33 protein-coding genes are annotated in these 23711 nt (G+C 43.8%); 20 read left to right on the top strand and 13 right to left on the bottom strand.

From position 1 onward, the window contains the following. Positions 1–472: 472 nt before the first annotated feature. The 5 genes from ICN36_RS04165 (at position 473) to ICN36_RS04145 (ending at position 2051) form a co-directional block, all read left to right on the top strand. A complete protein-coding gene (locus ICN36_RS04165; RefSeq protein WP_215313943.1) occupies positions 473–700 on the top strand; it encodes a ribbon-helix-helix protein, CopG family in 228 nt (75 codons plus the stop codon). Beyond that, positions 684–953, top strand: coding sequence for a type II toxin-antitoxin system RelE/ParE family toxin (locus tag ICN36_RS04160; protein ID WP_216227126.1), 270 nt, complete (start codon positions 684–686; stop codon positions 951–953). The genes ICN36_RS04165 and ICN36_RS04160 overlap by 17 nt, the downstream gene beginning before the upstream one ends. 302 nt (positions 954–1255) lie before the next feature. Then, positions 1256–1495 carry a type II toxin-antitoxin system VapB family antitoxin gene (gene vapB / locus ICN36_RS04155; protein ID WP_216862028.1) on the top strand — a complete coding sequence of 80 codons (240 nt, stop codon included), beginning with the start codon at positions 1256–1258 and terminating at the stop codon, positions 1493–1495. Then, a complete protein-coding gene (gene vapC, locus ICN36_RS04150) occupies positions 1495–1902 on the top strand; it encodes a tRNA(fMet)-specific endonuclease VapC (RefSeq protein WP_216227125.1) in 408 nt (135 codons plus the stop codon). The genes vapB and vapC overlap by 1 nt, the downstream gene beginning before the upstream one ends. Then, entirely contained in the window at positions 1899–2051 is a 153-nt protein-coding gene (locus ICN36_RS04145) for a hypothetical protein (protein ID WP_216227124.1), read from the top strand. Before vapC ends, ICN36_RS04145 begins: the two co-directional genes overlap by 4 nt. A 154-nt stretch (positions 2052–2205) precedes the next feature. Here ICN36_RS04145 and ICN36_RS04140 read toward each other — a convergent pair whose 3' ends face one another. Beyond that, complete coding sequence (locus ICN36_RS04140) at positions 2206–3294, bottom strand: glycosyltransferase family 4 protein (protein ID WP_216227123.1); 1089 nt, start codon at positions 3292–3294, stop codon at positions 2206–2208. A 502-nt stretch (positions 3295–3796) separates the two neighbouring features. Continuing rightward, positions 3797–4816: a calcium:proton antiporter gene (locus ICN36_RS04135; protein ID WP_216227122.1), complete on the bottom strand. Its 1020-nt coding sequence runs from the start codon at positions 4814–4816 to the stop codon at positions 3797–3799. Between the two features lie 75 nt (positions 4817–4891). Here ICN36_RS04135 and ICN36_RS04130 point away from each other — a divergent pair, with 75 nt between their 5' ends. Genes ICN36_RS04130 through ICN36_RS04120 form a run of 3 tightly spaced genes read left to right on the top strand, consistent with a single transcriptional unit; the run spans position 4892 to position 5970 of the window. Then, complete coding sequence (locus ICN36_RS04130; protein WP_216227121.1) at positions 4892–5260, top strand: sirohydrochlorin chelatase; 369 nt, start codon at positions 4892–4894, stop codon at positions 5258–5260. 18 nt (positions 5261–5278) lie between these two features. Continuing rightward, complete coding sequence (locus ICN36_RS04125; protein WP_216227120.1) at positions 5279–5599, top strand: DUF6516 family protein; 321 nt, start codon at positions 5279–5281, stop codon at positions 5597–5599. Continuing rightward, entirely contained in the window at positions 5596–5970 is a 375-nt protein-coding gene (locus tag ICN36_RS04120; RefSeq protein WP_216227119.1) for a hypothetical protein, read from the top strand. The genes ICN36_RS04125 and ICN36_RS04120 overlap by 4 nt, the downstream gene beginning before the upstream one ends. Before the next feature lie 83 nt (positions 5971–6053). Here the strand turns inward: ICN36_RS04120 and ICN36_RS04115 are convergent, their stop codons facing one another. Further along, the gene (locus ICN36_RS04115) at positions 6054–6206 is read right to left on the bottom strand and encodes a hypothetical protein (RefSeq protein ID WP_216227118.1); all 153 of its coding nucleotides are present in this window, start codon (positions 6204–6206) and stop codon (positions 6054–6056) included. Between the two features lie 118 nt (positions 6207–6324). Between ICN36_RS04115 and ICN36_RS04110 the strand changes: the two genes are divergently transcribed. Together ICN36_RS04110 and ICN36_RS04105 are read left to right on the top strand one after the other, a co-directional pair. After that, positions 6325–6603, top strand: coding sequence for a type II toxin-antitoxin system RelE/ParE family toxin (locus ICN36_RS04110; protein ID WP_216227117.1), 279 nt, complete (start codon positions 6325–6327; stop codon positions 6601–6603). Between the two features lie 11 nt (positions 6604–6614). Further along, on the top strand, positions 6615–6938 hold the full coding sequence (locus tag ICN36_RS04105) for a HigA family addiction module antitoxin (protein ID WP_215322255.1): 324 nt from the start codon (positions 6615–6617) through the stop codon (positions 6936–6938). Positions 6939–6948: 10 nt separating this feature from the next. Here the strand turns inward: ICN36_RS04105 and cobA are convergent, their stop codons facing one another. Genes cobA through ICN36_RS04090 form a run of 3 tightly spaced genes read right to left on the bottom strand, consistent with a single transcriptional unit; the run spans position 6949 to position 10103 of the window. Further along, complete coding sequence (gene cobA, locus ICN36_RS04100) at positions 6949–7782, bottom strand: uroporphyrinogen-III C-methyltransferase (RefSeq protein ID WP_216227116.1); 834 nt, start codon at positions 7780–7782, stop codon at positions 6949–6951. Positions 7783–7794: 12 nt separating this feature from the next. After that, the gene (locus tag ICN36_RS04095) at positions 7795–8361 is read right to left on the bottom strand and encodes a DUF934 domain-containing protein (protein WP_216227115.1); all 567 of its coding nucleotides are present in this window, start codon (positions 8359–8361) and stop codon (positions 7795–7797) included. Continuing rightward, positions 8358–10103, bottom strand: coding sequence for a nitrite/sulfite reductase (locus ICN36_RS04090; protein WP_216227114.1), 1746 nt, complete (start codon positions 10101–10103; stop codon positions 8358–8360). The genes ICN36_RS04095 and ICN36_RS04090 overlap by 4 nt, the downstream gene beginning before the upstream one ends. Positions 10104–10283: 180 nt before the next feature. On the opposite strand from ICN36_RS04090, the gene ICN36_RS04085 reads away from it, so the two are divergent. Beyond that, entirely contained in the window at positions 10284–11561 is a 1278-nt protein-coding gene (locus tag ICN36_RS04085) for a serine hydrolase (RefSeq protein ID WP_216227113.1), read from the top strand. A gap of 41 nt (positions 11562–11602) precedes the next feature. Here ICN36_RS04085 and ICN36_RS04080 read toward each other — a convergent pair whose 3' ends face one another. Then, positions 11603–11974 carry a type II toxin-antitoxin system death-on-curing family toxin gene (locus tag ICN36_RS04080; protein WP_370623410.1) on the bottom strand — a complete coding sequence of 124 codons (372 nt, stop codon included), beginning with the start codon at positions 11972–11974 and terminating at the stop codon, positions 11603–11605. Next, entirely contained in the window at positions 11974–12204 is a 231-nt protein-coding gene (locus tag ICN36_RS04075; protein ID WP_215321531.1) for a hypothetical protein, read from the bottom strand. The genes ICN36_RS04080 and ICN36_RS04075 overlap by 1 nt, the downstream gene beginning before the upstream one ends. Positions 12205–12342: 138 nt before the next feature. Between ICN36_RS04075 and ICN36_RS04070 the strand changes: the two genes are divergently transcribed. Together ICN36_RS04070 and ICN36_RS04065 are read left to right on the top strand one after the other, a co-directional pair. Further along, complete coding sequence (locus ICN36_RS04070) at positions 12343–12834, top strand: helix-turn-helix domain-containing protein (protein ID WP_216227111.1); 492 nt, start codon at positions 12343–12345, stop codon at positions 12832–12834. Further along, on the top strand, positions 12827–13552 hold the full coding sequence (locus ICN36_RS04065; protein ID WP_216227110.1) for a nucleotidyl transferase AbiEii/AbiGii toxin family protein: 726 nt from the start codon (positions 12827–12829) through the stop codon (positions 13550–13552). Before ICN36_RS04070 ends, ICN36_RS04065 begins: the two co-directional genes overlap by 8 nt. Before the next feature lie 4 nt (positions 13553–13556). Here the strand turns inward: ICN36_RS04065 and ICN36_RS04060 are convergent, their stop codons facing one another. The 4 genes from ICN36_RS04060 to ICN36_RS04045 form a co-directional block, all read right to left on the bottom strand. Beyond that, entirely contained in the window at positions 13557–13928 is a 372-nt protein-coding gene (locus ICN36_RS04060) for a hypothetical protein (protein WP_216227109.1), read from the bottom strand. Between the two features lie 15 nt (positions 13929–13943). Further along, positions 13944–14168, bottom strand: a complete 225-nt coding sequence (locus tag ICN36_RS04055; protein ID WP_216227108.1) for a hypothetical protein — start codon at positions 14166–14168, stop codon at positions 13944–13946. A gap of 72 nt (positions 14169–14240) precedes the next feature. Then, complete coding sequence (locus tag ICN36_RS04050; protein WP_216227107.1) at positions 14241–15152, bottom strand: amidohydrolase; 912 nt, start codon at positions 15150–15152, stop codon at positions 14241–14243. Next, on the bottom strand, positions 15139–16134 hold the full coding sequence (locus ICN36_RS04045; RefSeq protein ID WP_216227106.1) for a tripartite tricarboxylate transporter substrate binding protein: 996 nt from the start codon (positions 16132–16134) through the stop codon (positions 15139–15141). The genes ICN36_RS04050 and ICN36_RS04045 overlap by 14 nt, the downstream gene beginning before the upstream one ends. A gap of 90 nt (positions 16135–16224) precedes the next feature. On the opposite strand from ICN36_RS04045, the gene pcaD reads away from it, so the two are divergent. The 7 genes from pcaD to ICN36_RS04010 all read left to right on the top strand — a co-directional run bounded on the left by pcaD (position 16225) and on the right by ICN36_RS04010 (position 23182). Further along, on the top strand, positions 16225–17040 hold the full coding sequence (gene pcaD / locus ICN36_RS04040) for a 3-oxoadipate enol-lactonase (RefSeq protein WP_216227105.1): 816 nt from the start codon (positions 16225–16227) through the stop codon (positions 17038–17040). A 57-nt stretch (positions 17041–17097) separates the two neighbouring features. Further along, on the top strand, positions 17098–17676 hold the full coding sequence (locus ICN36_RS04035) for an HdeD family acid-resistance protein (protein WP_216227104.1): 579 nt from the start codon (positions 17098–17100) through the stop codon (positions 17674–17676). Positions 17677–17767: 91 nt separating this feature from the next. Then, positions 17768–17944 (top strand): hypothetical protein, encoded by a 177-nt coding sequence (locus ICN36_RS04030; protein WP_215359267.1) that lies wholly within the window; start codon positions 17768–17770, stop codon positions 17942–17944. A 21-nt stretch (positions 17945–17965) separates the two neighbouring features. Next, positions 17966–20125: a TonB-dependent receptor gene (locus ICN36_RS04025; protein ID WP_216227103.1), complete on the top strand. Its 2160-nt coding sequence runs from the start codon at positions 17966–17968 to the stop codon at positions 20123–20125. A 108-nt stretch (positions 20126–20233) separates the two neighbouring features. Then, entirely contained in the window at positions 20234–21457 is a 1224-nt protein-coding gene (locus ICN36_RS04020; protein WP_255531226.1) for a sorbosone dehydrogenase family protein, read from the top strand. Continuing rightward, complete coding sequence (locus ICN36_RS04015) at positions 21454–22053, top strand: cytochrome c (RefSeq protein WP_216227102.1); 600 nt, start codon at positions 21454–21456, stop codon at positions 22051–22053. Before ICN36_RS04020 ends, ICN36_RS04015 begins: the two co-directional genes overlap by 4 nt. A gap of 40 nt (positions 22054–22093) precedes the next feature. Then, positions 22094–23182, top strand: a complete 1089-nt coding sequence (locus ICN36_RS04010) for an acyltransferase (RefSeq protein WP_216227101.1) — start codon at positions 22094–22096, stop codon at positions 23180–23182. On the opposite strand, the gene yjgA is transcribed toward ICN36_RS04010, so the two are convergent. After that, positions 23179–23706 (bottom strand): ribosome biogenesis factor YjgA, encoded by a 528-nt coding sequence (gene yjgA / locus ICN36_RS04005; protein WP_216227100.1) that lies wholly within the window; start codon positions 23704–23706, stop codon positions 23179–23181. The genes ICN36_RS04010 and yjgA overlap by 4 nt on opposite strands. Between the last annotated feature and the right edge of the window lie 5 nt (positions 23707–23711).

Genomic DNA, 23711 nt, shown 5'->3' with positions numbered 1-23711 from the left:
TTAATCACCGCATGAACTATTCCAGCGCCTAATGTCAGGTCGGTGATATTAGTGCGAGCTCTTATTGTTTGGGTTTTTAAAGTGCTGTGTCCACGCTACTTTCGATTGAGTAAGCAAAGATGATTCAAGAGTAAAAAAAGCGTGTCCACGAACTTTTCAAAAAATAGATTGATTTTAAAAACTTCATAATTCAGAAAATGTATTCAAAACTTTTCGATTTTTTAAAGCGAAAAATTGATTTTTGAAGCGCGTTTTTTGTTCTGAAATCGGAAAATAAACCCAAATCATTTCTCGACCCTGGGTCTTCTAAAACCAATTCTCAGAAATGTGACTTTGCCATGGGTCTATATGGTATATGGCTCAGATGGTAGCTAGGCCTGCTAACACCATAAATACACCCTAAATAAATACATGTATTTAATGTTATACATACGATACAATATCCAAATTGGTGCTTTTTAGGAGAAAAATCATGGCTGTTTCAATTCGGCTTGATCCAGAGATCGAGCAAAGATTAGATCAATTGGTTGCCCAAACCGGTAGGGCTAAATCGTATTATTTGCGTGAGCTTATTGAGGGCGGGTTGGATGACCTTGAGGATTTTTATTTGGCTGACGCAACAATGGAGCGAGTGCGTAGAGGCAGCGAAAAACTATTAGATGCTACCCAGGTAAGGAAAGATCTTGGCCTGGATCATTAAGTACGCGGAGTCTACAAGTAAGCAGCTCAAAAAATTAGATAAGCAAACTGCATTACGCGTAGTTGATTATATGGATGAGCGCGTTGCGGCGTTAGATGACCCACGTTCTTTGGGTAAAAATTTAAAAGGCCCCAAGATAGGTGAATATTGGCGGTACAGAGTGGGCGATATTAGAGTGATCTGCAATATCGTAGACGGACAGATGATGGTCTTAGTGATCGAGATTGGAAATCGTCGTGAAGTCTATAGATGAGTGAAGTTACTTAATGCATCACATCATGGAGTGCATCCAAAAATTTCAGGCACTCAATGAGCAGCTTGAAAATATAAAACAAGAAGTGGTAAAAATCGGCTTAGACTATTACGTTCAGGTTGCAAGGCTAGCAGCCCTGGACTCGATACAAATGAATAGGGCAGCTACAGCCAATTGGAAACGTTGACCTAAAAGACTTAAGCTCGCTAACTCAATGTATCGGGTGCCTGATTCAGGCAAATAGAGTATTTACACCCATTGCCTACTGCTATATACTATTGCTATATACATAGGAGTAAGTGATGACAATAGCGATTACAACGGTGTTTACCAACAATCGAAGCCAGGCAGTCAGAATGCCTGCTGAGGCGCGTTTGCCTGATGAAGTGAAAAAGGTAATCGTGCGTATTCGAGGTCGCGAACGGATCATTACTCCGATTGAAAATACCTGGGATAACTTTTTCCTAAATGGTCCAGCGGTATCTGATGACTTTATGAATGAGCGCGGAATACAAAAACTAGTTGAGAGGGAAAGCTTGTAATGCTCAAGTATTTTCTCGATACCAACATTGTCATTTATGTTCTAAAGCGTAGGCCTAAGGAAGTGCTGGAAATTTTTAATACGAATGCCAGTCGCATGGCGATTTCTAGCATTACCTTATCGGAATTAATTTACGGTGCAGAAAAAAGTTCCAACGGGGATAAAAATTTAGAAGCAATTGAAGAGTTCATCAGTCATCTTGAGGTTTTGCCTTATGACGCAAAAGCATCGCAACAATATGGTCAAATTAAAGCAGCCTTGGAGAAGAAAGGGGAAATCATTGTTGAGAATGATATTCATATTGCAGCCCATGCTATCAGCCAGGGCTTGATGCTGGTTACCAACAATTTGCGAGAGTTTAAAAGAGTTCCAAATCTAGCACTGGAAAATTGGGTATTGTCATTATGAAAATTGAAGAAGCTCAGAATTTGTTTTATGAACTCTTAGATCAATGGACTGCTTATCACAAGGTAGCTGGTGAGCTTAGATCAAAGGTGACCGAAGCATTCACTAATGTAGCAAAAGGTGGCACAGAAAATCCAAGTCTTGAAATATAGACCATCCTTGAGGTGACAGAGGAGTCTGAAAAAAGACTTCAAGAAAAGATGGATGAGATTATGAGCTCGATTGATAGGTAATCCGCCCGCTATGGGGGTAATAGTATTACATCATTGAGCTGCATATTTCTGGTGACCCTATAAAAATCTAAATCTATTTTATTGGATGCATCCACCCTGGCGTTCTAAAACTCACAATTCTCTTATAGAGCCATACATAACTCAAGATGTAGAGAACAAAAAATCCAATCAAAATAGGGGTTGATTGCCACCAAAGAATTGCTGGAACAATAGCGAAGCTGGTGAGGACCCAAAGGTAAGGAGATGTTTTGGCGTTATCAGTAAACCAGTCTGTCTTTTTTGTGCCGCTATGATTTGAGTTGAGAACGCGTCTAAAAATCAACGAATGAAAGTGAATGCCATCTGGCTGCCCAGGACTTTTACCTTGGTGAATTTTTCTTCTGTAGATAGTAAAGAGGGTTTCTAGAATAGGGTAGCCATTGACAAGTAATGCAAACCATGGAGATACGTTGTCATGTCTTGATACCAGCATGATGCTGATGATGGCAATCCAAAAACCAATTAAATAAGCGCCACCATCCCCCAAGAAAACAAGTCCTCTAGGGTAATTCCAAACAAAGAAGCCCAGTATTGCCGCAACCATCATGAAGCTTAAAGAAATCATGAGCGGATCTGCAAGTACATAGCTCATATATCCAAGTGCCATGAGCGTAATCATTCCCACCATGCTAGAAAGGCCATTGAAGCCATCAATGATGTTGTAAGCATTTGACAGTCCAGTAACTGCAAAAACAGTAAATACAATTGCGATTGGCGAAAAGCCCAAGAGGTAATCTATTCCGGGTATATCCAGCTTCGTAATTTGAATGCCTAAAAGATTGATCGCCATGAGCGCGCCTATTGCGGTAAAAAACAGCCTCATACGTACACTAATCTTTTTAGTGAGGTCTTCTGTTAGTCCAATCGCAAATACTGGGATAGCACAAACAAGCAGGGTGATTTCAATAGTGGAATTGGCCTGTACTTGCAGCTTTAGAAGTAACGCAATCAATACGCCCAGGGCTATGCTTACTCCGCCAATTCTGGGAACGGCATTCTTATGAAATTTTTGGGGTCCTGATAAATCAGAGTCTGCAGAAAGATGGCTGTGAAGATGCTCAAAGCGAATAATGAGCAAAGTCGCAATAAAGGATGAAAAGAAGGCGGACAGTAAACTGATCATAGGCTAATTATAAGTTCTAAAATCAATTTTTTTAGATAATTGACGTCAATACTGTTGCTGTAATTATGCAATATCGCTAATAAATATTAAAAATAGACTATTGAGAATGCGAATGGCGTTTAGATTGCGCTTTGTGATCATTGATTTTTTATATTGGTCACGAGCGAATCATCTGTTTCTTTCAAAACAATACGTAATTGGCTGGTAATGAGATATTGAGATTGGTTTACGCTTATTAGCTGAGCAAATTCCAAGGAAGACTTCAATGCTATCAATTGAGTACGTTAATAAAAGAGTGCGCCTATTCCGAATAGAGTTAAGTCCCTTGGTTTTAGCTATTCTTGCACTTGTAATGCTCTTGTGGCAACTCCTCAGTTTCTTGAGAATGATTAAATGATCTTTGCCAGGCGTATCTCATTAAGAATAGATAAACGATTCTGATGAGTGGATGACCAAACAAGTTTTTTGGCAAATTGCTACCTTTGCTATAGCTGCTTTCTGATTACGGTACCAAGCTTAAGAACAAATATTCCAAGAAGATGATGATGTGAACTACGCCTTGTAAGAGGGTAGTTCTACCAATCGCTAGTGTTAGTGCCCCAATAAAGAATGACAAATACATCAGTGTCATATTGAGATCACTGATTCCCAGGCTGAGGGGGAGATTAAAGAAGATCGCAATGGCTGCAACAGTGGGGATGGTTAAACCAATACTGGCCAATGCAGAACCCAGAGCCAAGTTCAAACTACTTTGCAATCGATTGGCCTTGGCTGCTCTAACAGCCGCAAAGCCTTCTGGCATTAATACCAGTAGTGCAATGGCAATGCCCACAATCGTTTTAGGCGCACCAGCAGCAGCAACACCGCGCTCAATGGCTGGACTCAGTAGCTCCGCAAGGCCTACTACGGTAATTAGAGAGAGTATCAGCAGTGCTCCACTAACCGCAGTCTTCATATTGCTAGGTTTGAGAGCATGAAAATTACTATCCGTTTTTTTATCTTCTGCCTTAGGAAGGTAGTAGTCACGATGACTGACTGTCTGGAAGAAGAGAAATGCAATATAAAGAGCAAATGAAGCGATGCCTGCAAATGCTAATTGGCTCTTGGTGAAATCTGGCCCAGGCGTACTCACAGTAACAATTGGCATGACCAAGATAAAGGTTGCAAGAGCAGTTAGTACCGCTAATGCTGAATTCGTCCCTTCATTGCGGAAAGTCATCTCATGATGCGTTAAGCCACCCATAAATATACAGAGGCCAATCACACCATTAATCACAATCATGACAGTGGCGAATACTGCATCTCTGGCAATGAACTCAGATCCTTCATGACCGGCAAGCATCATCGAGATGATGAGGGATACCTCAATAATGGTGACGCTAATCGACAGTATCAGTGTGCCAAATGGCTCACCAGTTTTATGGGCAATCACTTCAGCATGGTGAACGGCTGAGAGAACTGCTCCAATCAGCGTTACGCTCATGAGTGCGATGAACCAAGTTTGACTGAGTAAGTTAGTCATAGGCTGTCTGATCTGATCTTCAAAATAAGGTTAAGCTATCGGTTAAAGCATATTAATGAGAGTGTATAGCCATCTATGAAAGCCATTATCTTGTTTGGGCACGGTGCCCGTGATAACCGCTGGCGCGAGCCTTTTGATCGTTTGGCTGCTTTATGGCAAGAGCAGCATCCCAGCACACCTGTAGAGTTGGCTTTCTTGGAAATGATGCAGCCATCATTAGAGGGGGCGGTGACTTCTTTGGCTGCCGGTGGTGCCACTCAAATTACTGTAGTGCCTGTTTTCTTTGGGCAGGGCGGTCACCTGCGAAATGATTTTCCAGTATTGCTGGAAGAATGCCGAGGTAAATTCCCCAGCATTCAATTAGGCGCTACGCCTGCTGTTGGTGAGGATTTGGCTGTCTTGCAGGCGATTGTCGATTTTGGGGGGCGAAATATAGGGTTGTAATCATTAAAAGTCAGGCCTGTGCTTGAATCCTTAATTGAACGAGAAACATTTAAGTTAAAGGCAGGTAGCGGTGGTGGTGTTTTGAGCTTTGAAGTGTGGGGTTATATCAGTGAGGGTAAAACAGTAGTGACTCGCTATAACCTGGCATATATGAATCGGTTGATTTGCCAAAAAGATAATGGCAGAGTGCTTGGATTTGACAATGCTCATGACTATCACCACAAGCATTACATGGGTAAGGTTACCCCAGTAACTTTTGTAAGCTATAAAAAAACATTAGAACGTTTTGAAAAAGAATGGCAAGAAATTATCAAGGAAGTAAATAAGGATAAAAAATGACAAAGATGATAATTCGTACCGATACGGTTGAAGGTTTCTTTGATCGCGCTAAAAAGGTCGCCCAAAAAAGTGATCGTGGAGAGGCGCTCAAGAAATCGGCCACCTTTTCGTTTGAAGACCCGCAAGAGATGTTTATGGTGCTATCTGAGGCGCGTAGACGTCTAATGCTGGAAGTGATGAATGAGCCCAAAACTATTACGCAATTAAGTCATAAATTGCACCGTGATCGCTCTGCTATCAATAAAGATATTGGACTGTTAGAAAAGATTGGCCTTTTGGTGTCACAAAAGATTAGTAACCCAGGACATGGTATCGAAAAGATGGTTCAAACAGTTGCACCCAAGATTGAAATGATTGCAACTTTAGGTTAACCCTTCTAACTTGCTTTCTGCAGGCATTCATCCATTTTTTCCTCAGTAGTATCTGAGGCCAATGTGCGAGAGGTTCTCAAAGCCTAACCAATTATGATGAGGGCAGGCGATGCGCTATCAAACCATTGATCTGCTTTGCTTGCAGCAAACTGTTGTAAGGTGCTCGTCCATAAACGCTCGCGTGCTATGCCCACTGCTTCCAAGGTTTGTACCGGCGTGTTTTGAATTTTGCGCAAGAAGCATTTAGTTTGTTTGAGGCAATTAGGCCTTAATTAAGACCTTGCTAAATGTAATGATATACATTACAGTGTAATTAGATACATTACAATAAGAGATTGAGTGTTAGAGGTATTAATGATCCAATCTTTTAGTCATCGAGGTTTAGAACTCTTTTTTTCAAAAGGAAGTTACAGGGCAATCCCAGCGCAGCATGCCGCTCGCCTCATTCGCATACTGGATAGACTGGATGCAGCAGTTATTCCTGAGGATATGGATTTGCCGGGTTATCGCTTTCATCAGCTGCAGGGTAAAAGAAAAAAGACTTTTGCTGTACTTGTTTCTGGTAACTGGCGGCTGACATTTAAATTTGATGGTGAAAATGCAGTGTATGTAGATTTGGAGGATTATCACTAATGAAGAAATTAATGAAGAGTTTAAGAAATACAAATCGTAGGCCTACGCATCCCGGAGAAATTCTCCGTGAAGATGTATTGCCGGCTCTTGGCGTTACCCAAGCGGTTCTTGCAAGTCACCTAGGGGTGAGTCGTCTTACTGTTTCAGAGATCCTGCATGAGAAAAGAGGTATTAGCGCAGAAATGGCCGTACGTATCGCGCGAGTGATTGGCGGAACACCTCAGAGTTGGCTGCACATGCAAGAGGCAGTTGATATTTGGGAGGTGGAGCAAAAATTCCAGCAGCATCCAGAATCGGCACCTACTGCCATTACCTTATTGGCACTCGCGGCGTAAAGAGCTTGTATTAAGCTGCTTTGCTCTTTGGAATGGTTGGGGCCACAAAAGTTAAGGTTGAATCGTTTGGCACCTGTTTATAACTCATGTTGCGCCCTGCAAGTGCCTCACCAATCATGATCAGGGCAGGCGATGCGCTATCAAACCATTGATCGGCTTTGCCAGCAGCCAACTCTTCCAAAGTGCTTGTCCATAGGCGCTCACGTGGAGTGCTCACAGCCTCTAATATTTGTACAGGCGTACTGACATTCTGATTGGGGCTTTGTTCGATCAATTGCTGCGCAATACGCGCCGCATCTTTGCGACCCATGTAATACACCAAAGTGTCAGCAGTAGGATTGGAAATGGGCTGCCCTGGGGCGACATTCTCGGCGCCCTGAGCTAAGGTGATAAATGCCACGCTACGGGATACTCCACGCAATGTCAGCGACTGTTGAATGCTGGCTGCACCAGCCAGTGCGGCAGTGATCCCAGGCACAACCTGAATTTCAATCCCAGCGGCTTTGAGAGTCTGGATTTCTTCGTCGGCACGCCCAAACAACATGGGATCGCCACCCTTGAGACGCACAATCACTTGATGTTTCTGGGCGGCATCTACTAAGCGTTTATTAATAAACTGCTGTGCTGAAGATAGCTTGCCGCAACGCTTACCGACTTCGATCTTCTCGGCTTGTGGACATAGTTTCAGCATCTCAGGGTCAACCAAAGCGTCGTAGAAAACAATATCCGCTTGCTCCAATAGTTTGGCGCCACGAACTGTAATGAGATCTACAGCACCAGGACCTGCGCCCACTAAATACACTTTGCCAAGTGTATTGTTGTTATTGGTAGAAGGTTTATTCATGTTCTCTGTTGCCTACGCGCTTAAGGTGGCGCGTTTATCCCGCCAGCTATTTTGAGTAGTGACTGTATACAAATCGAACTGTTTTAAAGCTACATCTAAATTTTGATCAGGGCGTAAAGCAAAGCTATCAAAGCCAACACGAGCACCTTGCAAGAGCTGGTCAATCAATACATCGCCAATAGCGCGGATTTCTCCTTCCCAAGCAAAGCGATTTCTGAGTAGGGCTGCGGTACTAAAACTACGGCCATCTCTAAAGATAGGGAAGTGCGCTGCTACGAGAGGCCAGACCTTTTTACCTGCCTCGATAACATCAGCATGCTTAAGAATGTCATCATCAGTAGCAAACCACACACCAATCTGACCATTCTTAGCCAGTGCCAAGATATCAGCCTCATGATGATGCTCAAGCCACCAAGTAAATGGTACTAATACTTTATGAGCACCATGTTCCAGATCCGGTAGGCCGCCTTCGTCCTGGCTGCCGCCCCACACTTGCCAGTCATTAGAGGCTAAAGCAGGCCTGCCATCTTTTGGAAAGTGCACAATTTCGGAATGGGAGGCGATATTGAGTTGACTCATGCGGCACCTCCTTCAATTGCCTTCTCGGCCTGCCCTTTTTTCTTAGCAGCTTCATTTTTATCTTTGCCTTTATCCTTATAGGCCGCTTCTTTGAATGGAGTAACTCCTAAGCGACGATAGGCCTCGATAAAGGATTCATCTTCATTGCGCTGTGCCACGTAGGTGTTGATCACATTGGTGATGACATCTGGGATTTCATCAGCATAGAAAGAAGGGCCAATTACTTTGCCGATAGAGGCATCGTTGCCTTGCTCGCCACCTAAGGTGATTTGATACCACTCTTCGCCGTCTTTATCGACACCGAGCACGCCAATATTGCCAACGTGATGGTGGCCGCAGGAGTTAATGCATCCAGAGATATTGAGACTAATGTCTCCTAAATCAAATAAGTAATCTAAATCATCAAAGCGCTCTTGAATAGCTTTGGCGATAGGTAAGGATTTAGCATTTGCAAGAGAGCAGAAATCACCACCAGGGCAGGCAATGATGTCAGTCAGTAAACCAACGTTTGGCAGGGCAACCTTTTGCTTTTTGGCCTCTTGCCAGAGTTCATATAACTTAGCTTTCTCAACATCAGCAAGTACCAAGTTTTGTTCATGAGTCGCACGCAATTCACCAAAACTATATTGATCAGAAAGATCGGCAATGGCAATCATTTGCGCAGTGGTGGCATCACCGGGCGCGACCGTACCGTGCGGCTTGAGCGACAGAATCACGCTGGCATAACCAGGCACTTGGTGCGGTTTGACATTACGCTCTAGCCAACGAGCAAATGCTGCTTGCTCAGTTTGGGCGGCAGTATGAATAATTTCTTCGTTACTTAACGTAGGCAATGTTTTGTATGCCGGCTTTGTAAAGTGCTTAGCAACGCGATCCCACTCCGCTTGCGTAAAGTTGTCATCGCTATTTTGAATATGAGCCCACTCGCCTTCAACTTGGCGAGCAAATTCTTCTGGACCCAAGGCTTTTACTAAGATCTTGATGCGGGCTTTATAGAGGTTGTCGCGACGACCAAAGCGGTTATATACACGCAGCAAGGCTGTGAGGTAGCTAGGTAGGACATTCCAAGGAAGCCCTTGCTTAATGAGTGAGCCTAATATTGGCGTCCGACCCATACCACCGCCGGCATAAATATCGGCAGTCAATTCTCCATTATTAACATTCGGATTTTTCTTCAGCTCAATACCGACATCATGACAAAGCAATACAGTGCGATCTTCTTTAGCACCGTTCACTGCAAACTTAAACTTACGTGGCAAGTGTGCAAATTCAGGATGAAGGGTTGACCACTGACGTAGGAGCTCGCAAATCGGACGAGTATCAACATATTCATCCGCAGCTACACCAGCAAAGGCATCACTCGTAATATTGCGAATGCAGTTACCTGAAGTTTGAATAGCATGCATTTCTACTTTGGCAAGTTCAGCCAAAATATCTGGGGTGTCTTCTAGCGTTACCCAGTTGTACTGAATGTTCTGGCGTGTAGTGAAGTGGCCATAACCACGGTCATACTTTTCAGAGATGAGTGCCAAGGTACGTAATTGCTTTGCACTAAATAAACCATAGGGAATGGCAACGCGCAGCATGTATGCATGGCGTTGGTGATATAGGCCATTTTGTAGTCTTAGAGGGCGGAATTCTTCCTCGGCTAAGCTGCCATCCAAACGCCGGGCAACCTGGTCCCTAAATTGGGCAACCCGTTGATCTACAAGGGTTTGGTCGATAGAGTCATATTTATACATAGCCTTCGATTGTCATGTATTTTCAATATTCCTTCAAATACTCAAAAATCTATTCTATATATCCAAAATCATATAAAAGAGCCCAAAATTACATATTTTGTGAAAACTCTGCTTCAATAGCTTCAGAGAAAGCTAAATTCCCAAGAATTGCCATTAACAACAATAAAAAGTGGAGACAGTATGAGAAAAATGCAGGCAACCAGCCTTATTGCTGGTTTATTAGTTAGTGCAAGTCTATTTGCAGCCGATGCATCAAAAGCGCCATTGCCCCTCAGCGCAACCCCGGGGCAAGGATTTAGCCAAGAGGGTCTGAAAAGAATTGATGCTTTCTTTGCTGATCAGATTGCAGCCAACAATATGGCTGGTGCCGTTCTAGCAGTATCCAAAAACGGCAAACTGACTATTTTTAAACCTTACGGGTATTTAGATAAAGAAAACAACAAGCCGATGACTACGGATGCCATTTTCAATTTGGCGTCGATGACTAAGGTTATGGCATCGGTAAGTGCGCTCACTTTTTATGAAGAGGGCAAGCTTCCATTAAATGCGCCGATCTCCAATTGGTTGCCACAATTTAAGGATATGAAAGTCGGTCAAGTTGATGCCGACGGAAAGCTCAATCTAGTTCCTGCAAAAAATCCAATCACTATCCAAGACTTGATGCGCCATACCAATGGTCTTACTTATGGCGGTCGTGGCGCCACTCCAGTTCATAAGACCTATCCAGCTGGATCTGCACCAGCAGCGGTGCAATACACCGCTCAAGAATTTATCGACAAGTTAGCTAGTAATCCCTTGCTCTATGAGCCAGGCACTGCTTGGGACTATGGTTTTGGTCTAGATGTGCTCGGCATTATTGAAGAGAAGATAGCAGGCAAACCCCTGGGTGCAGTAATGCAAGAGCGCATCTGGAATAAGGTCGGAATGCCAAATACCACTTTTGACCTCGCCGAAAAAGATCGTCCTCGTTTAGCGCAACCATTACCATTAGATCCATTGACTGGCAAATCACAGAAGGTCGATATCCATACACAGAAAGTAAAGTTTGATTGCGGTGGTTCATGCGCGTACTCAACGGCTGGTGATTACATTCGCTTTGGTCAAATGTTGCTCAATGGTGGAAGTCTTGATGGCAAGAGAGTGCTAGGACCTCAAACAGTTGCCTTTATGACATCAAACCATCTCAACAAGGACATTAAAAATAATGTGAGCGGCACTGAGCCAGGCCGTATGGGTTATGGATTCGGTTTGGGTGTAGCGGTACGCACTGACAGAGGTCTATCAGCTATCAATGGTAATGTTGGCGACTTCACATGGAATGGCGCCTATGGAACCATCTTCTGGGCTGATCCAAAAGAGCAAATGGTAGTGGTGATGATGGGTGTTGCACCAGGAGAAATTCGCAAGGTGCATCGTGAGCAACTCAATGCTGTTATTTATGGAGCCTTAGAAAAATAACCAACTTGAGAAATCATTGCTTGAGTATGGTATTAGGGGAATTAAGAAGGCTGACATATTGTGCGCAACCACGCATCAATAAAGTCGAATTTTAATTCCCCGCTTTCAAACATGCCGATAATCTTGATATGCAATGTCTTAGGTGTGGCTTTGATGCGAAAGCCGTTTAATCGTAAAAAAGTATCCATGACAGCAAACGCAATTCTTTTGTTGCCATCAACAAAAGGATGGTTAATTGCAAGACTTTCAAACAGTGCGGCTGCTTGACTAATTACATCCTTGTAATACCCAGATTGCGGGCGATTTAGGGCTGATTCAAGCGCGGCAATATCTCTGATGCCTGCTGAACCGCCGAATTGATGTATCAAGACGCCATGCATCAACATGACCTCTTTGGTTGAAAGATAAAACACTACTTAGCAAGCTCTTTATAGAGATCTTCGAATTCTTGAAGGCTTTGAGCAAAGTGTGACATCGCTATGCGGCTATTGATTGAAAAACCTTTTTTATTGAGGTAATCGCGGAAAGCCTCATCCAAGACAGCATGAAACTTACGGCCCTCGGCATCAGCTATCTGGTGCAGGCCATTCAATACATCAGGGCTGGCCTGGGATGAGAATTTGCTTAAATTTAGGTTTCCCATGGGATTTTCCTCGCTTTTCAAGATTATTCTTGAAATTTCATGCAAAATCAAGAAAAGCTAGTTACCAACATTGATTATTTCTAAATATTGTTTCTTAAAGTTTACAAATATTCATAAATGTATATAATGGGAAACATTATGACTATACCTCCCAATAATCAAACTATACAGAATCTACCTGTCCTTGTGCGCTTGGGAGGGCAGATTACCGCTAGAAGAAAGGCCTTGAAAATTCGCGCTCAATCATGTGCTGGGGCGGCTGGTATTTCAAGGGTCACATTGCACCGCATTGAGAGGGGTGAGTCAACCGTCAATATGGGCGCCTATCTGCAGGTATGCGAGGTGCTGGATTTGCATTTGGGCTTAGTACCACTGGGTAATCAAGGGATTGAGGAGTGCGCAAAACAAATTGCGGGCCCTGATACTCCACACCTTCGAATTAAAGACTATCCGCAATTAAAGACATTAGCTTGGCAGTTGGATGAGGAGGGGTATCTAACGGATGCTGAGGCAATATCAATTTATGAGCGGAATAAACGTTTTTTGGATTTGGAGCATCTCGAAAATCATGAAAGAGAGTTAATGCAAAGACTGACTATCAATAGAGGTATGGAGCAGTTGTTTGTTTAAGCGTAAACACCATCAAAACATTGAACATGTTTTGGCTCAGTTAAATCATCATTTATTAAAAGAGCATTGCTGTTACTTTGGTGGCGGCACTGCGATTGCGCTATTACAAGATGAGTACCGTGAGTCCGTAGATATTGATTTTTTAGTTTCTGATGTGAATGGCTATCGAAATCTACGCCAACTTCTGACTGGACCTGATGGTATTCATGCAATTAGCAGCGATGGTAGCGATCTGATACTGGTCCGCGAGCTTAGGGCTGACCAATATGGAATCCGCACAATCATTCAGTCAGGCGAAAGTAAAATCAAATTTGAGATTGTTTTGGAGGGGCGCATTTTATTTGACGACCCCGGCCCCAAAGATCGAATTGGTAATATTTTTACATTAACGAGAGTTGATTTGTTGGCAAGCAAGTTACTAGCTAACTCTGATCGCTGGAATGATGATGCGGTGTTCAGTAGAGATGTAATTGATCTTGTCATGCTTAACCCACGTATTTCAGAGTTAAATGATGCACTTGAAAAATCGTATGCTGCTTATGGAGATAGTATTCATAGGGACCTCCAGAAGGCTATAGATGCTTTGTTATCTCGTGAAGGTAAGCTTGAGAATTCAATGAAAAAATTACAAATAAATTTACCAAGAGCATCGTTATGGCAAAAGCTCGCCGACTTAAAAACAAATCACAATCAATACTTGAATGATCGGCAAAGCTAATTTGTTAAAATCTAAACTCTCGATAGTGCCTATAGAGGTTAGCGATCGATGCAAATCCAAGAACGACAATCAGCACTGCAAATAAGTACTCTGTAGTGAGGTAAGTGAAGATACCCATCTGAATCAATACAGCCGCACCAATAAAGGCTGCAATCGCACCAAATACAACGAGTTCGAAATTAGGGATGAAGGCACCCAAAGTAATTGCAATAAATACCAAGTAAAGGTCAGATACCAATTGATCAGCCGTGACAAAAATACTATTGGTCAGCTCTGGATTGGTAAATTTCCCCAACACGGCAATCACCAAGATGGCAGCTAAGATCGCAAAGTTGAGCTTTGCCTTAAGGAGAATGGTTTTAAGTTGATCGCTCATGCTGATGTTGATATTTTATGAAGCGCTACCGTTAAATACGAGGCTCATGCCAATCCACAAAATAACAAATGCCACTAAAACAGTTGAGCCAATCTTTTTGAGGAAATATTCAAGGGTATCCATATAGGCCTCATCACCTCTACCAAAGTAATGATCAAAGCGTTTCCAGAAAAGACGACCCACAACCAGGGGAAGGAGTATTGCAACGATTCCTAAAATAACAGTGAGTACGTTATCCATAATGATTTTTAATCTCTCTTACTAAATTCATAAATGTAGACCTGTCTCTCATGTTTTAGGGATTTAGGTCCTCTAGCTTTTGAGGGCTAGAAAGTCATACAGAATACAGGGGTTATCGACCAATATCGAATTTCTGAGGCTAGTATCTTGAACCCAAGATCCTAGAAGGTCACATAGATCAGCATCGTGCGGCATTTGCTTCTTGACCATGACGTGCGGCCAATCACTTCCCCAGATTAAGCGATTGGGATTTGCCTTGATGACAGCATCGTTAAATGGACGCATATCCACATAAGGAAGATCGCCATCACAGATACGATAAGGCCCTGTCATCTTGACCCAAGCACGTTGATGCTTCATTAAATCGAGAAGCCCCTGAAATCCCTTATCAGCAACACCATACTTTGCATGGGTATAACCAAAGTGGCCAAACACTAAATCTACCGGAAAATCTTCGAAGGTCTTAGCAAGATCGGGGTATTCATTCACGTGCATCAGTAGCTCTAGATGCCAGCCAAAAGGTTGAATCCGTTTCGCTAGGTTTTTTAGTTGCTCTATTGGGAGCCCAGCTGATTTATCAGCGATATCGACAATATTGCAACGCAGTCCTCTCACTCCGGCCGCATGCAAGTTTGCAAGATCTTGATCCGTTGCTTTATGGGGATCGTTAGAGATAACCGCAACACCTCTCAATTGCTGGGGATTGGATTTCAGCGCAGCAAGCATCGCGCTGTTATCTGTGCCATACACACTAGGCTGCACTAAAACTGCACGATCCACCCCTAACATCTTTAAGAGTGCTTGATAGCTTTCAAGGGTGGCATCAGGCGGTGTATATATGCGCTCTTGTGCATACGGAAATTGCGTAGCAGGACCGCATACATGTGCATGACAGTCCACAGCCCCTGCCGGGAACTGGATCAGGGGTGAGCGTACTTCACTGCTCGGAGCTTGGCATAGAGGCGCCAAATTACTGGGGTTCAATGGCTGCTTCTTTGGCGATCTTTTGATATTTACCCATTTCTTCGCGAACAAACTTTGTAAATTCTGCGGGACTCATTGGGGTTGCCTTGATACCTTTGCTTTCATAGGCATTTTTGACTTCAGGGTCTTGCATTGCTTGATTAATATCTTGATTAATCTTTTTCACAATTGCAGGTGGCGTGGCTGCTGGTGCCCACACACCAAACCACAAACCAATTTCAAAATTGGCATAGCCTTGTTCGGCAACACTCGGAATGTCGGGAACTGCAGCATTGCGAGTTTTGCTGGTGACTCCTAAGGCGCGTAGTTTGCCGCCTTTGAGTTGACCAATGGCAGTATCCAAAGGAGCCATATAAAAAGCGGTGCGCCCAGACATGGTGTCCTGAATAGCTTCAGGCGATCCCTTGTAAGGAACGTGAATGAGTTTGATTCCCATGACTTGATTGAAATATTCAGCAGCAAGGTGGGTTGAACTGCCAACACCAGCAGATGCAAAAGTAATTTCATTAGGTTTGGATTTGGCTGCAATGACAAGTTCGCGAATAGATTGATAGGGACCATCTGCGGCGGTAATCATCACATAAGGTGTTTGTCCCAAAATAGCTACATCAACCAAACTCTTTAGCGGGTCATATGGCAGCTTTTTGTATATTGCTGGATTGGCAGCATAGGAGGCTGATTGAACTAATAGGGTGTATCCATCGGGTTCAGAGTTCACAACCACTCCAGTGCCAATGAGTCCTCCAGCACCAGGCCGGTTTTCAACAATGACGGGCTGTTTCCAGGTCTCAGTGAGGCTTTTGGCTACAACCCGACCTGCAATATCGGCACCTGAGCCTGTAGTTAGAGGCACGATCATTTTTACGGCGCGGTTAGGATAGCTTTGCGCGTTGGCAAGGCTCACCCCAAAAGCAAGGCATAACGCTAGGATAAGATTATTGCGCTTATGGGTGCCTCTCCCGCACTTGGGTGTTGTAAGCATCTTGTCTCCTTAGTATTTTTATAGTTTCGTTGGATAATCTAACATGCTCTGACAAATAGATAAATAGAACTTGAGATAGGGTGGAAATAAATGACTCAAATGCAGGATCAGAAAATCATTAAGGTAAATGGTGTCGATGTTGCCCATCGCTTTGATGGCCCCAAAGACGGCCCCGTTTTACTAGTCGCCAATAGTTTGATGGCTAATGGCAGCATGTGGGATGGTAACGTTCCTGCATTAGCAGATCGCTATCGCGTATTGCGCTATGACAAAAGAGGGCATGGGGGCTCTGGTCTTAGCGCTGGTCCTTACACCATTGCTCAATTAGCGGATGATGCTATCGGATTGCTAGATGCTCTTGGCATTCAGAAAGTGCACTTCATGGGTTTATCGATTGGCGGCATGATCGGTCAGCAGCTAGGAGCTCGCTTTCCTGACCGCATCCTCTCGTTGTCACTTTGTAATACCGCTTCAGAAATGCCACCACGCAGTTTGTGGGAGGAGCGTTTTGAAATTGCGCGCTCACAAGGGATTGCTGGATTGGTAGAAGGCACGATTAAGCGCTGGTTTACCGCTCCATTTATTGAGCGTGCCCCTCAAGAAATTGAGAAGGTGCGCCAAATGATTTTGGGTACCAACGTTGACGGCTATATGGCTTGCGGTAGTGCGGTACGCGATATGGCGCAAAGTACAATGTTGCTTAAGATTAAGACGCCCACCCTAGTGCTGTCAGGGCGTGATGATCCAGCTTGTACAGTTGATCAAGGTATTGTTTTGCATCGCTTAATAGATCGCTCCAAAATGGTGATACTGGAGGAGGCGGCACATTTATCGAATATTGAGCAGCCAGAAGCTTTTAACAACACGGTGCGTCAATTTATAGATTCCGTTGAAGACGCTTTGTAATTGCTTAGCATTATTTAGATTTTATTAACAACATTCATTTAGAAAAAAGGTACCTTTATGGCCGAACTATCAAATGCTCAGATTCAAGAGCTCCGTGCAAAAGTATTGGGTGCAGCAGCAAAAATTCCCGGCGCATTAATTGGCCTTGGAATTTTATTCATCGTATTAGGCATGATTGGCATCGCAGGCCAAACCTTGTTTTCTTTTATCTCGGTTAATGTCTTGGGAATTTTCTTGTTCGCGGGCGGTATTCTCCAAGGTGCGCATGCTCTTAAATCACAAGGTTGGAAAAGCGTAGGTATTCAACTGATATTGGCAGCGCTTTATATTGCTGCAGCGATCTTTACCTGGGCGTTTCCAATTCCAGCGCTTGAGGCAATTACTTTATGGCTAGCTGCAATCTTTTTTGTGACTGGTGTACTGCGCTTGATCTCAGCATTTCAGCATCGTCATTTTCGCGAATGGTTCTGGTTGGTTTTGTCATCAGCAATTTCCATCTTGATGGGCGTTCTCATCATGAACGGCTATCCAGACTCTAGCCTTTGGCTTCCAGGTATGTTGATTGCGATCGAGTTGCTATTGCAAGGTTGGTCATTGTTGTTTATGGGTTTGGCAGCACGCTCACTCACGAAATAACTAACCAAGTAAATAACTAAGTAAATATCTAAGTAAATAACTTAGTAAGCAAATAAGTAAGTAATTTGATCAAGAACAGGAGACCTTCATCATGACAATGAAAAAAACAGATCTCTATAAAAACTTGGCTTTGAAAACTGCGCAGGGAATGAAAAACGCTGCTAAGAATCCTAAGTTGGGTGCAGATGAGAAGGCAAAATCCAAAAAAGAACTAGCAAGCGCCAATCCCTTGCTAGCTTCTCTGATGGGCAAGACTAAGTCTAAGTAGTTGCCTGCTTAGTTATCTGAAATGCGTCAAGGGGCACTCTCCAGTTTTTGTCTTTTGACGCTTATTTTGCTCGTTCCGCAGTATGGGGCGATTGCACAAGTTGCGCCACCTCCGGATTACGATCAAAAGCTCAGTGATGTTGTTGTCAATGCAACGCGTTCAGGTACTCCGCTTGATCAGATGTCCTTAAATACCACCATCCTGACTAAGGAGGTTTTAGAGGCCTCTCCTGACCAAACAATTGACCAAGTACTTAAGAATGTCCCTGGGGTTTTTCTAAATGATGTGCCCTACTATCAAAAAGATCCAACAGGGCAGAGCATTAATGTGCGTGGCTTGGGTTACGGTCGTACCCTTGTCTTAATAGATGGACTACCGGCGAATGATGCCTTCTACGGAACGGTGCAATGGAATTTGGTTCCCATGTCCTCAATTGAATCTGTGGAATTTGTGCGTGGTGGCGTTTCTAGTTTGTGGGGTAACTATGGCATGGGCGGTGTCATTAATATTAATACTAAGACACCCAAAAATAGCTCCCAAGATGTATCTGCTAGCTACGGATCGTTTGCCACTGGCAATGTTGCAGCATCAAAAGATTTAATTGTTTCAGATGCCATGCAGATGCGTTTCTCGGCAGACTATTTCTCGAGCGAAGGTTTTCAGAATTACGCCACGATTTCACCGGGATCGCCAGGTAATATTAAAAATGGCATGGGTACAGATGCCGTCAAGAATTCGAATATCCGCTTACAAAATTACTTCAAGCCCACTCAAGATACGAATGCCTTTTTGAGATTGGGCTACAGCACGATGGCAGATTTAAGTAATAACTATGCGATTGCTCCTAATTTGATTCAGATGGCAGATGTAGCGGGAGGCTCTACTACTAATCTGGATGTCAATAAAAAAGTGCAGGTCAATGTTTACTACCAAGCAACCAATTTCTACAAGCAAACTGCTAACAATTTAGCGGCACCATCGTATAAACCATATATCAATGCCAATTACACGGATCCTTATTCCACGGTAGGTGCATCAGCGCAATATACGCATGATCTAAATTTTGCTGGAATAGACCAATATATCGTAGGGCTTGATGCCAGAAATATTTCCGCATCAAACCAGACGAATAATCTTGTTGCATCAGGAGCTGTGAACTCTGTAAGTTATGCGCAGGGTCAGCAAAACTTTTATGGTTTATTGGGCCAGATTAAATCCAGTGCAAGTGCAATTCCTCTTGAGACAACCCTAGGCGCACGTGTTGATTCCTGGAACAGCCAAACCCCAACTTCATACAACGCTGGCGCCAATGGCATAAACCCTTTGTACCAAGCTATACCTAACCAGAGTAAAACGCAATTGAGTCCATCTTTGGGATTGCTCTATAAGGCAACATCTAATTGGGATTTGCGCGGTGCTGCTTATCAAGCCTTTCATGCACCTAGTATGAATAACACTCTACGCAGTTATGGCAACTCTGTGAGTGGTTACTCTCTAGCAAATCCGAATTTGACGCCTGAAACGATGACGGGTTATGAAGTTGGAACGGACTATCGGTGGAAGAGTGGTTTTGCGCAATTAACTGCTTTTAATAACTACATTCAAAATGCAATTGCCAGTTACAAGATCACCAATGCAAATGCAGCTTTTGCAACTAGTCTATGTGCTGCGGTAGGTATTTCAGGTTGTAGTGCGAGTACGGGTGGCTTCACAAACGTCAGCTACTACACAAACCAGCAAAATTTATTAAGTCGCGGTATTGAGCTGCAGTATCACCACGATGTGAATGCGCAGTGGGCTTTGGATGGTGGTTATAGCTACACCAATACCATCCTGACTTGGAGTGCTACAACTGACCCTATTAATACCCAGGTTGGCGGTGTTCCAAAAAATATGGCTAATGCTGGCATTACTTATTACCCAGTTCCGCAAGCCAGCCTCACCACAACAGTTCGATATGTCGGTAATTCTTGGATGTCTACGGGCTCACTGCCGGTACCTGCTTATGCGGTTGTAGGTATGAGAGCCAACTATCAAGTAACACAGCAGGCCTCTGTTTATGCTTCAGTGGTTAACTTATTTAATCGGCAGTACGTGACATTTAATATCGCCTCTCAAGCATCAGCCTATCAGGCGGGTATGCCGCAAGCAATTACTGTGGGTGCTCGACTTCAGTTTTAAGTTGCTAATTTGTTGCGCTGCAGTAGATTGAATGGGTTAAATTAGATACACAAAAATGCTATAGCATTGCTTTATCCAAAAAATAAACAAAATCATGGGAGATTCAGAATGAAGCACAACACTCTTTACGCGCTAATGTTTGCTGCCGGTATGGCAGTTGTTAGCATTGCGGGCGCGCAGGCTCCGGCCGCTCCACCAGCTAGCGGTATTCCGCCAACCTGGGCCCAAGGTAGAACGGCTGATGGTATGAATCCTTCATTGGCGCCTAATCCTCCTGGTATCTCTGCGATGCCTGCGGATGAGATCCCTGTTAGCAAGCTCAAAGTTCCTGCGGGCTTTAAGGTAGAGCTGTGGGCATCGGGCATGCCTAATGGCCGCTCCATGACTGAGTCTCCAAGTGGCACTGTTTATGTGGGTACTCGCTTTACTGGAAATGTTTATGCGGTAGTGACAAAAGACGGCAAACGCGAAGTGAAGACAATTGCCAAAGGCTTGCATCGTCCTAATGGCGTTGCATTTGTGAACGGCTCACTTTATGTTGCTGAACTATCACGCATTATTCGCTATGACAATATTGAAAAGAACTTAGATAATCCACCGGCACCAGTGGTGGTATTCGATGCACTCCCTAAAGATGAGCCGCATGGTTGGAAGTTCATGACATTAAGCCCTGACGGACAGTATTTGTATTTCCAGATCGGTACGCCAGCTAATATTGTTGTACCGCCAGCTACTCATGCTGCGATAGTACGCTTGAACTTGAAAACTAATATTTTGGAATACGTGGCTACTGGTGTTCGTAATAGCGTTGGCATGGATTTCCAAAAGGGTACGAAAGAGCTTTGGTTTACCAATAATGGCCGTGATTGGGTGGATGAGAGCCTACCAAACGACACCTTAAATCGATTGGCTCATAAAGGGATGAACTTCGGCTATCCGTTCTGCCATCAAGGCGACTTCTTGGATCCTGAGTTCGGTAAGGGCCGTTCATGCGATGAGTTTGATAAGCCAGAAATGAAACTAGGTGCTCACGTTGCTGCTTTGGGTATGCGTTTTTATAACGGCAATATGTTCCCAGCAGAATACAAAGGCAACATTTTTATTGCTGAGCATGGCTCTTGGAATAAAACGAAGAAATCCGGCTATCAAGTGGTACGCGTAGTTTTGGATGGCAAGAACAAACCAGTCAAGCTAGAGCCATTCATTACCGGTTGGCTTGAGGGTGAAAATTTCTGGGGTCGTCCAGTAGATGTCCAAATGCTCAAAGACGGATCGATGCTGGTATCGGATGATGAGACTGGTGCAATCTTCCGCGTGTCATACGGCAAATGAAATTCGTAATTAGTACTAAGGCCATCCTCGTGGTGGCCTTTTTCAATCTCTCTTTTCTGTCGTTAAATGCGTCTGCTGCGCCACCTGATGCTGCTGTAGGTAAAGTCAAAGCACAAAGCTGCTTTGCTTGTCATGGCGAAAATGGGATTGGCATCTCTCCAGAGATTCCGAATCTTGCTGCACAACCGCCCCTCTCAATAACGTATCAACTGATTCAGTTTAGGGGGCAACAGCGTAATGGTGGGGCAATGGCAGCGCTTGCGGCCGGCTTAAGCGACCAGGACATGCGCGATATTGCTGCTTACTATGCTAGCTTGCCTGCGCCGCCTGCAAAATCAGGTAACGCCGATCAAATTGCCAAAGGGCAACAAATCTCTAGTACCCAGTATTGCAACTCCTGTCATGGTCCGCAGTTTCAGGGTCAGAAACACATTGCACGATTGGCTGGGCAATCCAAGGAATACCTCGTTACTCAACTGAAGAATATTCGATCTGGTGCGCGAATTGATATGGATGGCACAATGGGAAGTGCGGCACGTGGCCTCAGCGATGATGATATTGATGCCTTGGCTACATATGCTGCTTCTTTGAAGTAGTTTTAGCAGTCCCTAATTAACTCTTTACTCAATATTCTCATTGCAGTCCAAAAACCATTTTCTTCTCGTCGATTTTTTAAAGACCTTCGCAGCCTTAATCATCATCCTGCATCATTTCTCGAGTTATGGGCAAATTGCAGAAGATGCACGGCTGCTACTCCCGGTGGCAATGACTTGGTTATTTGAGTATGGTCGTTACGCAGTGCAAATCTTTTTAGTGATGGGCGGCTATTTGGCAGCCCAATCATTGACTCGTTCCACTGACCTGAAGAATGTCCGCAATGTGTTGAAGGTAATCTTTAATCGTTACCTGCGATTGTTTGCACCCTATGTAGTAGCGCTGATTCTAACGATTTTGTGTGCCTGGATTGCGCGCTTTTGGGTTCAAGATGAATTTGTTGGTGAATCAGAAACACTGGGGCAGTTCTTAGCCCATTTATTTTTTCTACAAGGGATCTTAGGTTTAGATTCGATTTCTGCTGGCGTTTGGTATGTGGCAATTGATTGGCAGCTTTATGCCATTCTGGCAATCATGTTGAGCATGTTCTCCAGTTTTCGTTCCCTGATATGGATTCTGTTGGTGCTCTGCGTAGCATCCTTACTATTTTTTAATCGCTCTGGTGCTTATGAAAACTATTTCATTTACTTTATGGGAGCTTATGGACTTGGGGTACTGGCACAGCTTTGTAAAAACTATCCTGACCCTAAAGTAAATCGATTTGCCAAAATGATGTTTGTAGGGATTGGTGTAGTTATCGTTATTTCAAGCTTTCACCAATTTTGGCTCAGAAATATATTGGCCTACATAGTCGCCATTGCTCTTATCCTATGGGGGGACTCGGCTTACAAAGATCAGAAGCAAGATCAGAAGCGTCCTCAACATCAGTCTAGAAAACATAAGCTAGTAAATGTCATTCTCTGGGGAAGCAGAAGATCGTACTGCGCTTTCTTGATTCATTTCTCGTTTGTATTGCTGGCAAATACGCTATATATCGCCTGGGGAATGAGTCGTCCTCATGATGGTGTCATGGCGCTTGCTTTGATGTTGGTTGCTGTAGTAGCTAGTTGGTTAGCAGCAACCTATCTTTATCGCTGGGTCGAAGTACCAGCCCGCAAGATTAAACTTTAAAGACCCATATCTTTAAGAACGCGGAAAATTTCGCGGTAGGCCTTAGGTGGCTTGTTTAGTTCTTTCTCGCGACGTGCATTTCGAATTAAAGTGCGCATATTCTGAATATCCATATCGGGATATTGTTCAATCATCTTGGTGAAGGCTTCATCGTTTGCAATGAGTCTATCGCGATAGCTCTCTAAAAAATGTAACTTAGCGGTCTCAGCTTTACTAACACCCTGAATCGCATCCAAACGTTTCTGAATCGCATCTAATTCTTCATCATCCAAAAAACGCATGAGTTTGCCAAGATATTGCTTATGACGACGAATCGCCTCAAAACTCTTAATTTTATTTGTCTCGGCAATAGCGGTTTTAATTGCCTCATCCAAGGGGATGGTCTTTAAGGCGTCGCTACTCAGGGCAGCCAAAACTTCTGCCAATTTCTGGCGCTCTGTCATTTGGCGCTTTAGCTCAGACTTGCTGGGCCCTTCATCAGCCTCAACTAGCTTGGGAGTGCGATTTTTCTCATTAATATGCATACCCT

It is taken from the genome of Polynucleobacter sp. UK-Gri1-W3 (genome assembly GCF_018881595.1).
Taxonomy (GTDB): domain Bacteria; phylum Pseudomonadota; class Gammaproteobacteria; order Burkholderiales; family Burkholderiaceae; genus Polynucleobacter.
This window is presented reverse-complemented; position numbering and strand designations above follow the sequence as displayed.

Bases quoted from the DNA above. Each gene is read 5' to 3' on its own strand.
- ICN36_RS04165 (WP_215313943.1), top strand. From the start codon at position 473: ATGGCTGTTTCAATTCGGCTTGATCCAGAGATCGAGCAAAGATTAGAT.
- vapB (WP_216862028.1), top strand. From the start codon at position 1,256: ATGACAATAGCGATTACAACGGTGTTTACCAACAATCGAAGCCAGGCA.
- vapC (WP_216227125.1), top strand. From the start codon at position 1,495: ATGCTCAAGTATTTTCTCGATACCAACATTGTCATTTATGTTCTAAAG.
- ICN36_RS04145 (WP_216227124.1), top strand. From the start codon at position 1,899: ATGAAAATTGAAGAAGCTCAGAATTTGTTTTATGAACTCTTAGATCAA.
- ICN36_RS04140 (WP_216227123.1), bottom strand. From the start codon at position 3,294: ATGATCAGTTTACTGTCCGCCTTCTTTTCATCCTTTATTGCGACTTTG.
- ICN36_RS04135 (WP_216227122.1), bottom strand. From the start codon at position 4,816: ATGACTAACTTACTCAGTCAAACTTGGTTCATCGCACTCATGAGCGTA.
- ICN36_RS04130 (WP_216227121.1), top strand. From the start codon at position 4,892: ATGAAAGCCATTATCTTGTTTGGGCACGGTGCCCGTGATAACCGCTGG.
- ICN36_RS04120 (WP_216227119.1), top strand. From the start codon at position 5,596: ATGACAAAGATGATAATTCGTACCGATACGGTTGAAGGTTTCTTTGAT.
- ICN36_RS04110 (WP_216227117.1), top strand. From the start codon at position 6,325: ATGATCCAATCTTTTAGTCATCGAGGTTTAGAACTCTTTTTTTCAAAA.
- ICN36_RS04105 (WP_215322255.1), top strand. From the start codon at position 6,615: ATGAAGAGTTTAAGAAATACAAATCGTAGGCCTACGCATCCCGGAGAA.
- cobA (WP_216227116.1), bottom strand. From the start codon at position 7,782: ATGAATAAACCTTCTACCAATAACAACAATACACTTGGCAAAGTGTAT.
- ICN36_RS04095 (WP_216227115.1), bottom strand. From the start codon at position 8,361: ATGAGTCAACTCAATATCGCCTCCCATTCCGAAATTGTGCACTTTCCA.
- ICN36_RS04090 (WP_216227114.1), bottom strand. From the start codon at position 10,103: ATGTATAAATATGACTCTATCGACCAAACCCTTGTAGATCAACGGGTT.
- ICN36_RS04085 (WP_216227113.1), top strand. From the start codon at position 10,284: ATGAGAAAAATGCAGGCAACCAGCCTTATTGCTGGTTTATTAGTTAGT.
- ICN36_RS04075 (WP_215321531.1), bottom strand. From the start codon at position 12,204: ATGGGAAACCTAAATTTAAGCAAATTCTCATCCCAGGCCAGCCCTGAT.
- ICN36_RS04070 (WP_216227111.1), top strand. From the start codon at position 12,343: ATGACTATACCTCCCAATAATCAAACTATACAGAATCTACCTGTCCTT.
- ICN36_RS04060 (WP_216227109.1), bottom strand. From the start codon at position 13,928: ATGAGCGATCAACTTAAAACCATTCTCCTTAAGGCAAAGCTCAACTTT.
- ICN36_RS04055 (WP_216227108.1), bottom strand. From the start codon at position 14,168: ATGGATAACGTACTCACTGTTATTTTAGGAATCGTTGCAATACTCCTT.
- ICN36_RS04045 (WP_216227106.1), bottom strand. From the start codon at position 16,134: ATGCTTACAACACCCAAGTGCGGGAGAGGCACCCATAAGCGCAATAAT.
- pcaD (WP_216227105.1), top strand. From the start codon at position 16,225: ATGACTCAAATGCAGGATCAGAAAATCATTAAGGTAAATGGTGTCGAT.
- ICN36_RS04035 (WP_216227104.1), top strand. From the start codon at position 17,098: ATGGCCGAACTATCAAATGCTCAGATTCAAGAGCTCCGTGCAAAAGTA.
- ICN36_RS04030 (WP_215359267.1), top strand. From the start codon at position 17,768: ATGACAATGAAAAAAACAGATCTCTATAAAAACTTGGCTTTGAAAACT.
- ICN36_RS04025 (WP_216227103.1), top strand. From the start codon at position 17,966: ATGCGTCAAGGGGCACTCTCCAGTTTTTGTCTTTTGACGCTTATTTTG.
- ICN36_RS04020 (WP_255531226.1), top strand. From the start codon at position 20,234: ATGAAGCACAACACTCTTTACGCGCTAATGTTTGCTGCCGGTATGGCA.
- ICN36_RS04015 (WP_216227102.1), top strand. From the start codon at position 21,454: ATGAAATTCGTAATTAGTACTAAGGCCATCCTCGTGGTGGCCTTTTTC.
- yjgA (WP_216227100.1), bottom strand. From the start codon at position 23,706: ATGCATATTAATGAGAAAAATCGCACTCCCAAGCTAGTTGAGGCTGAT.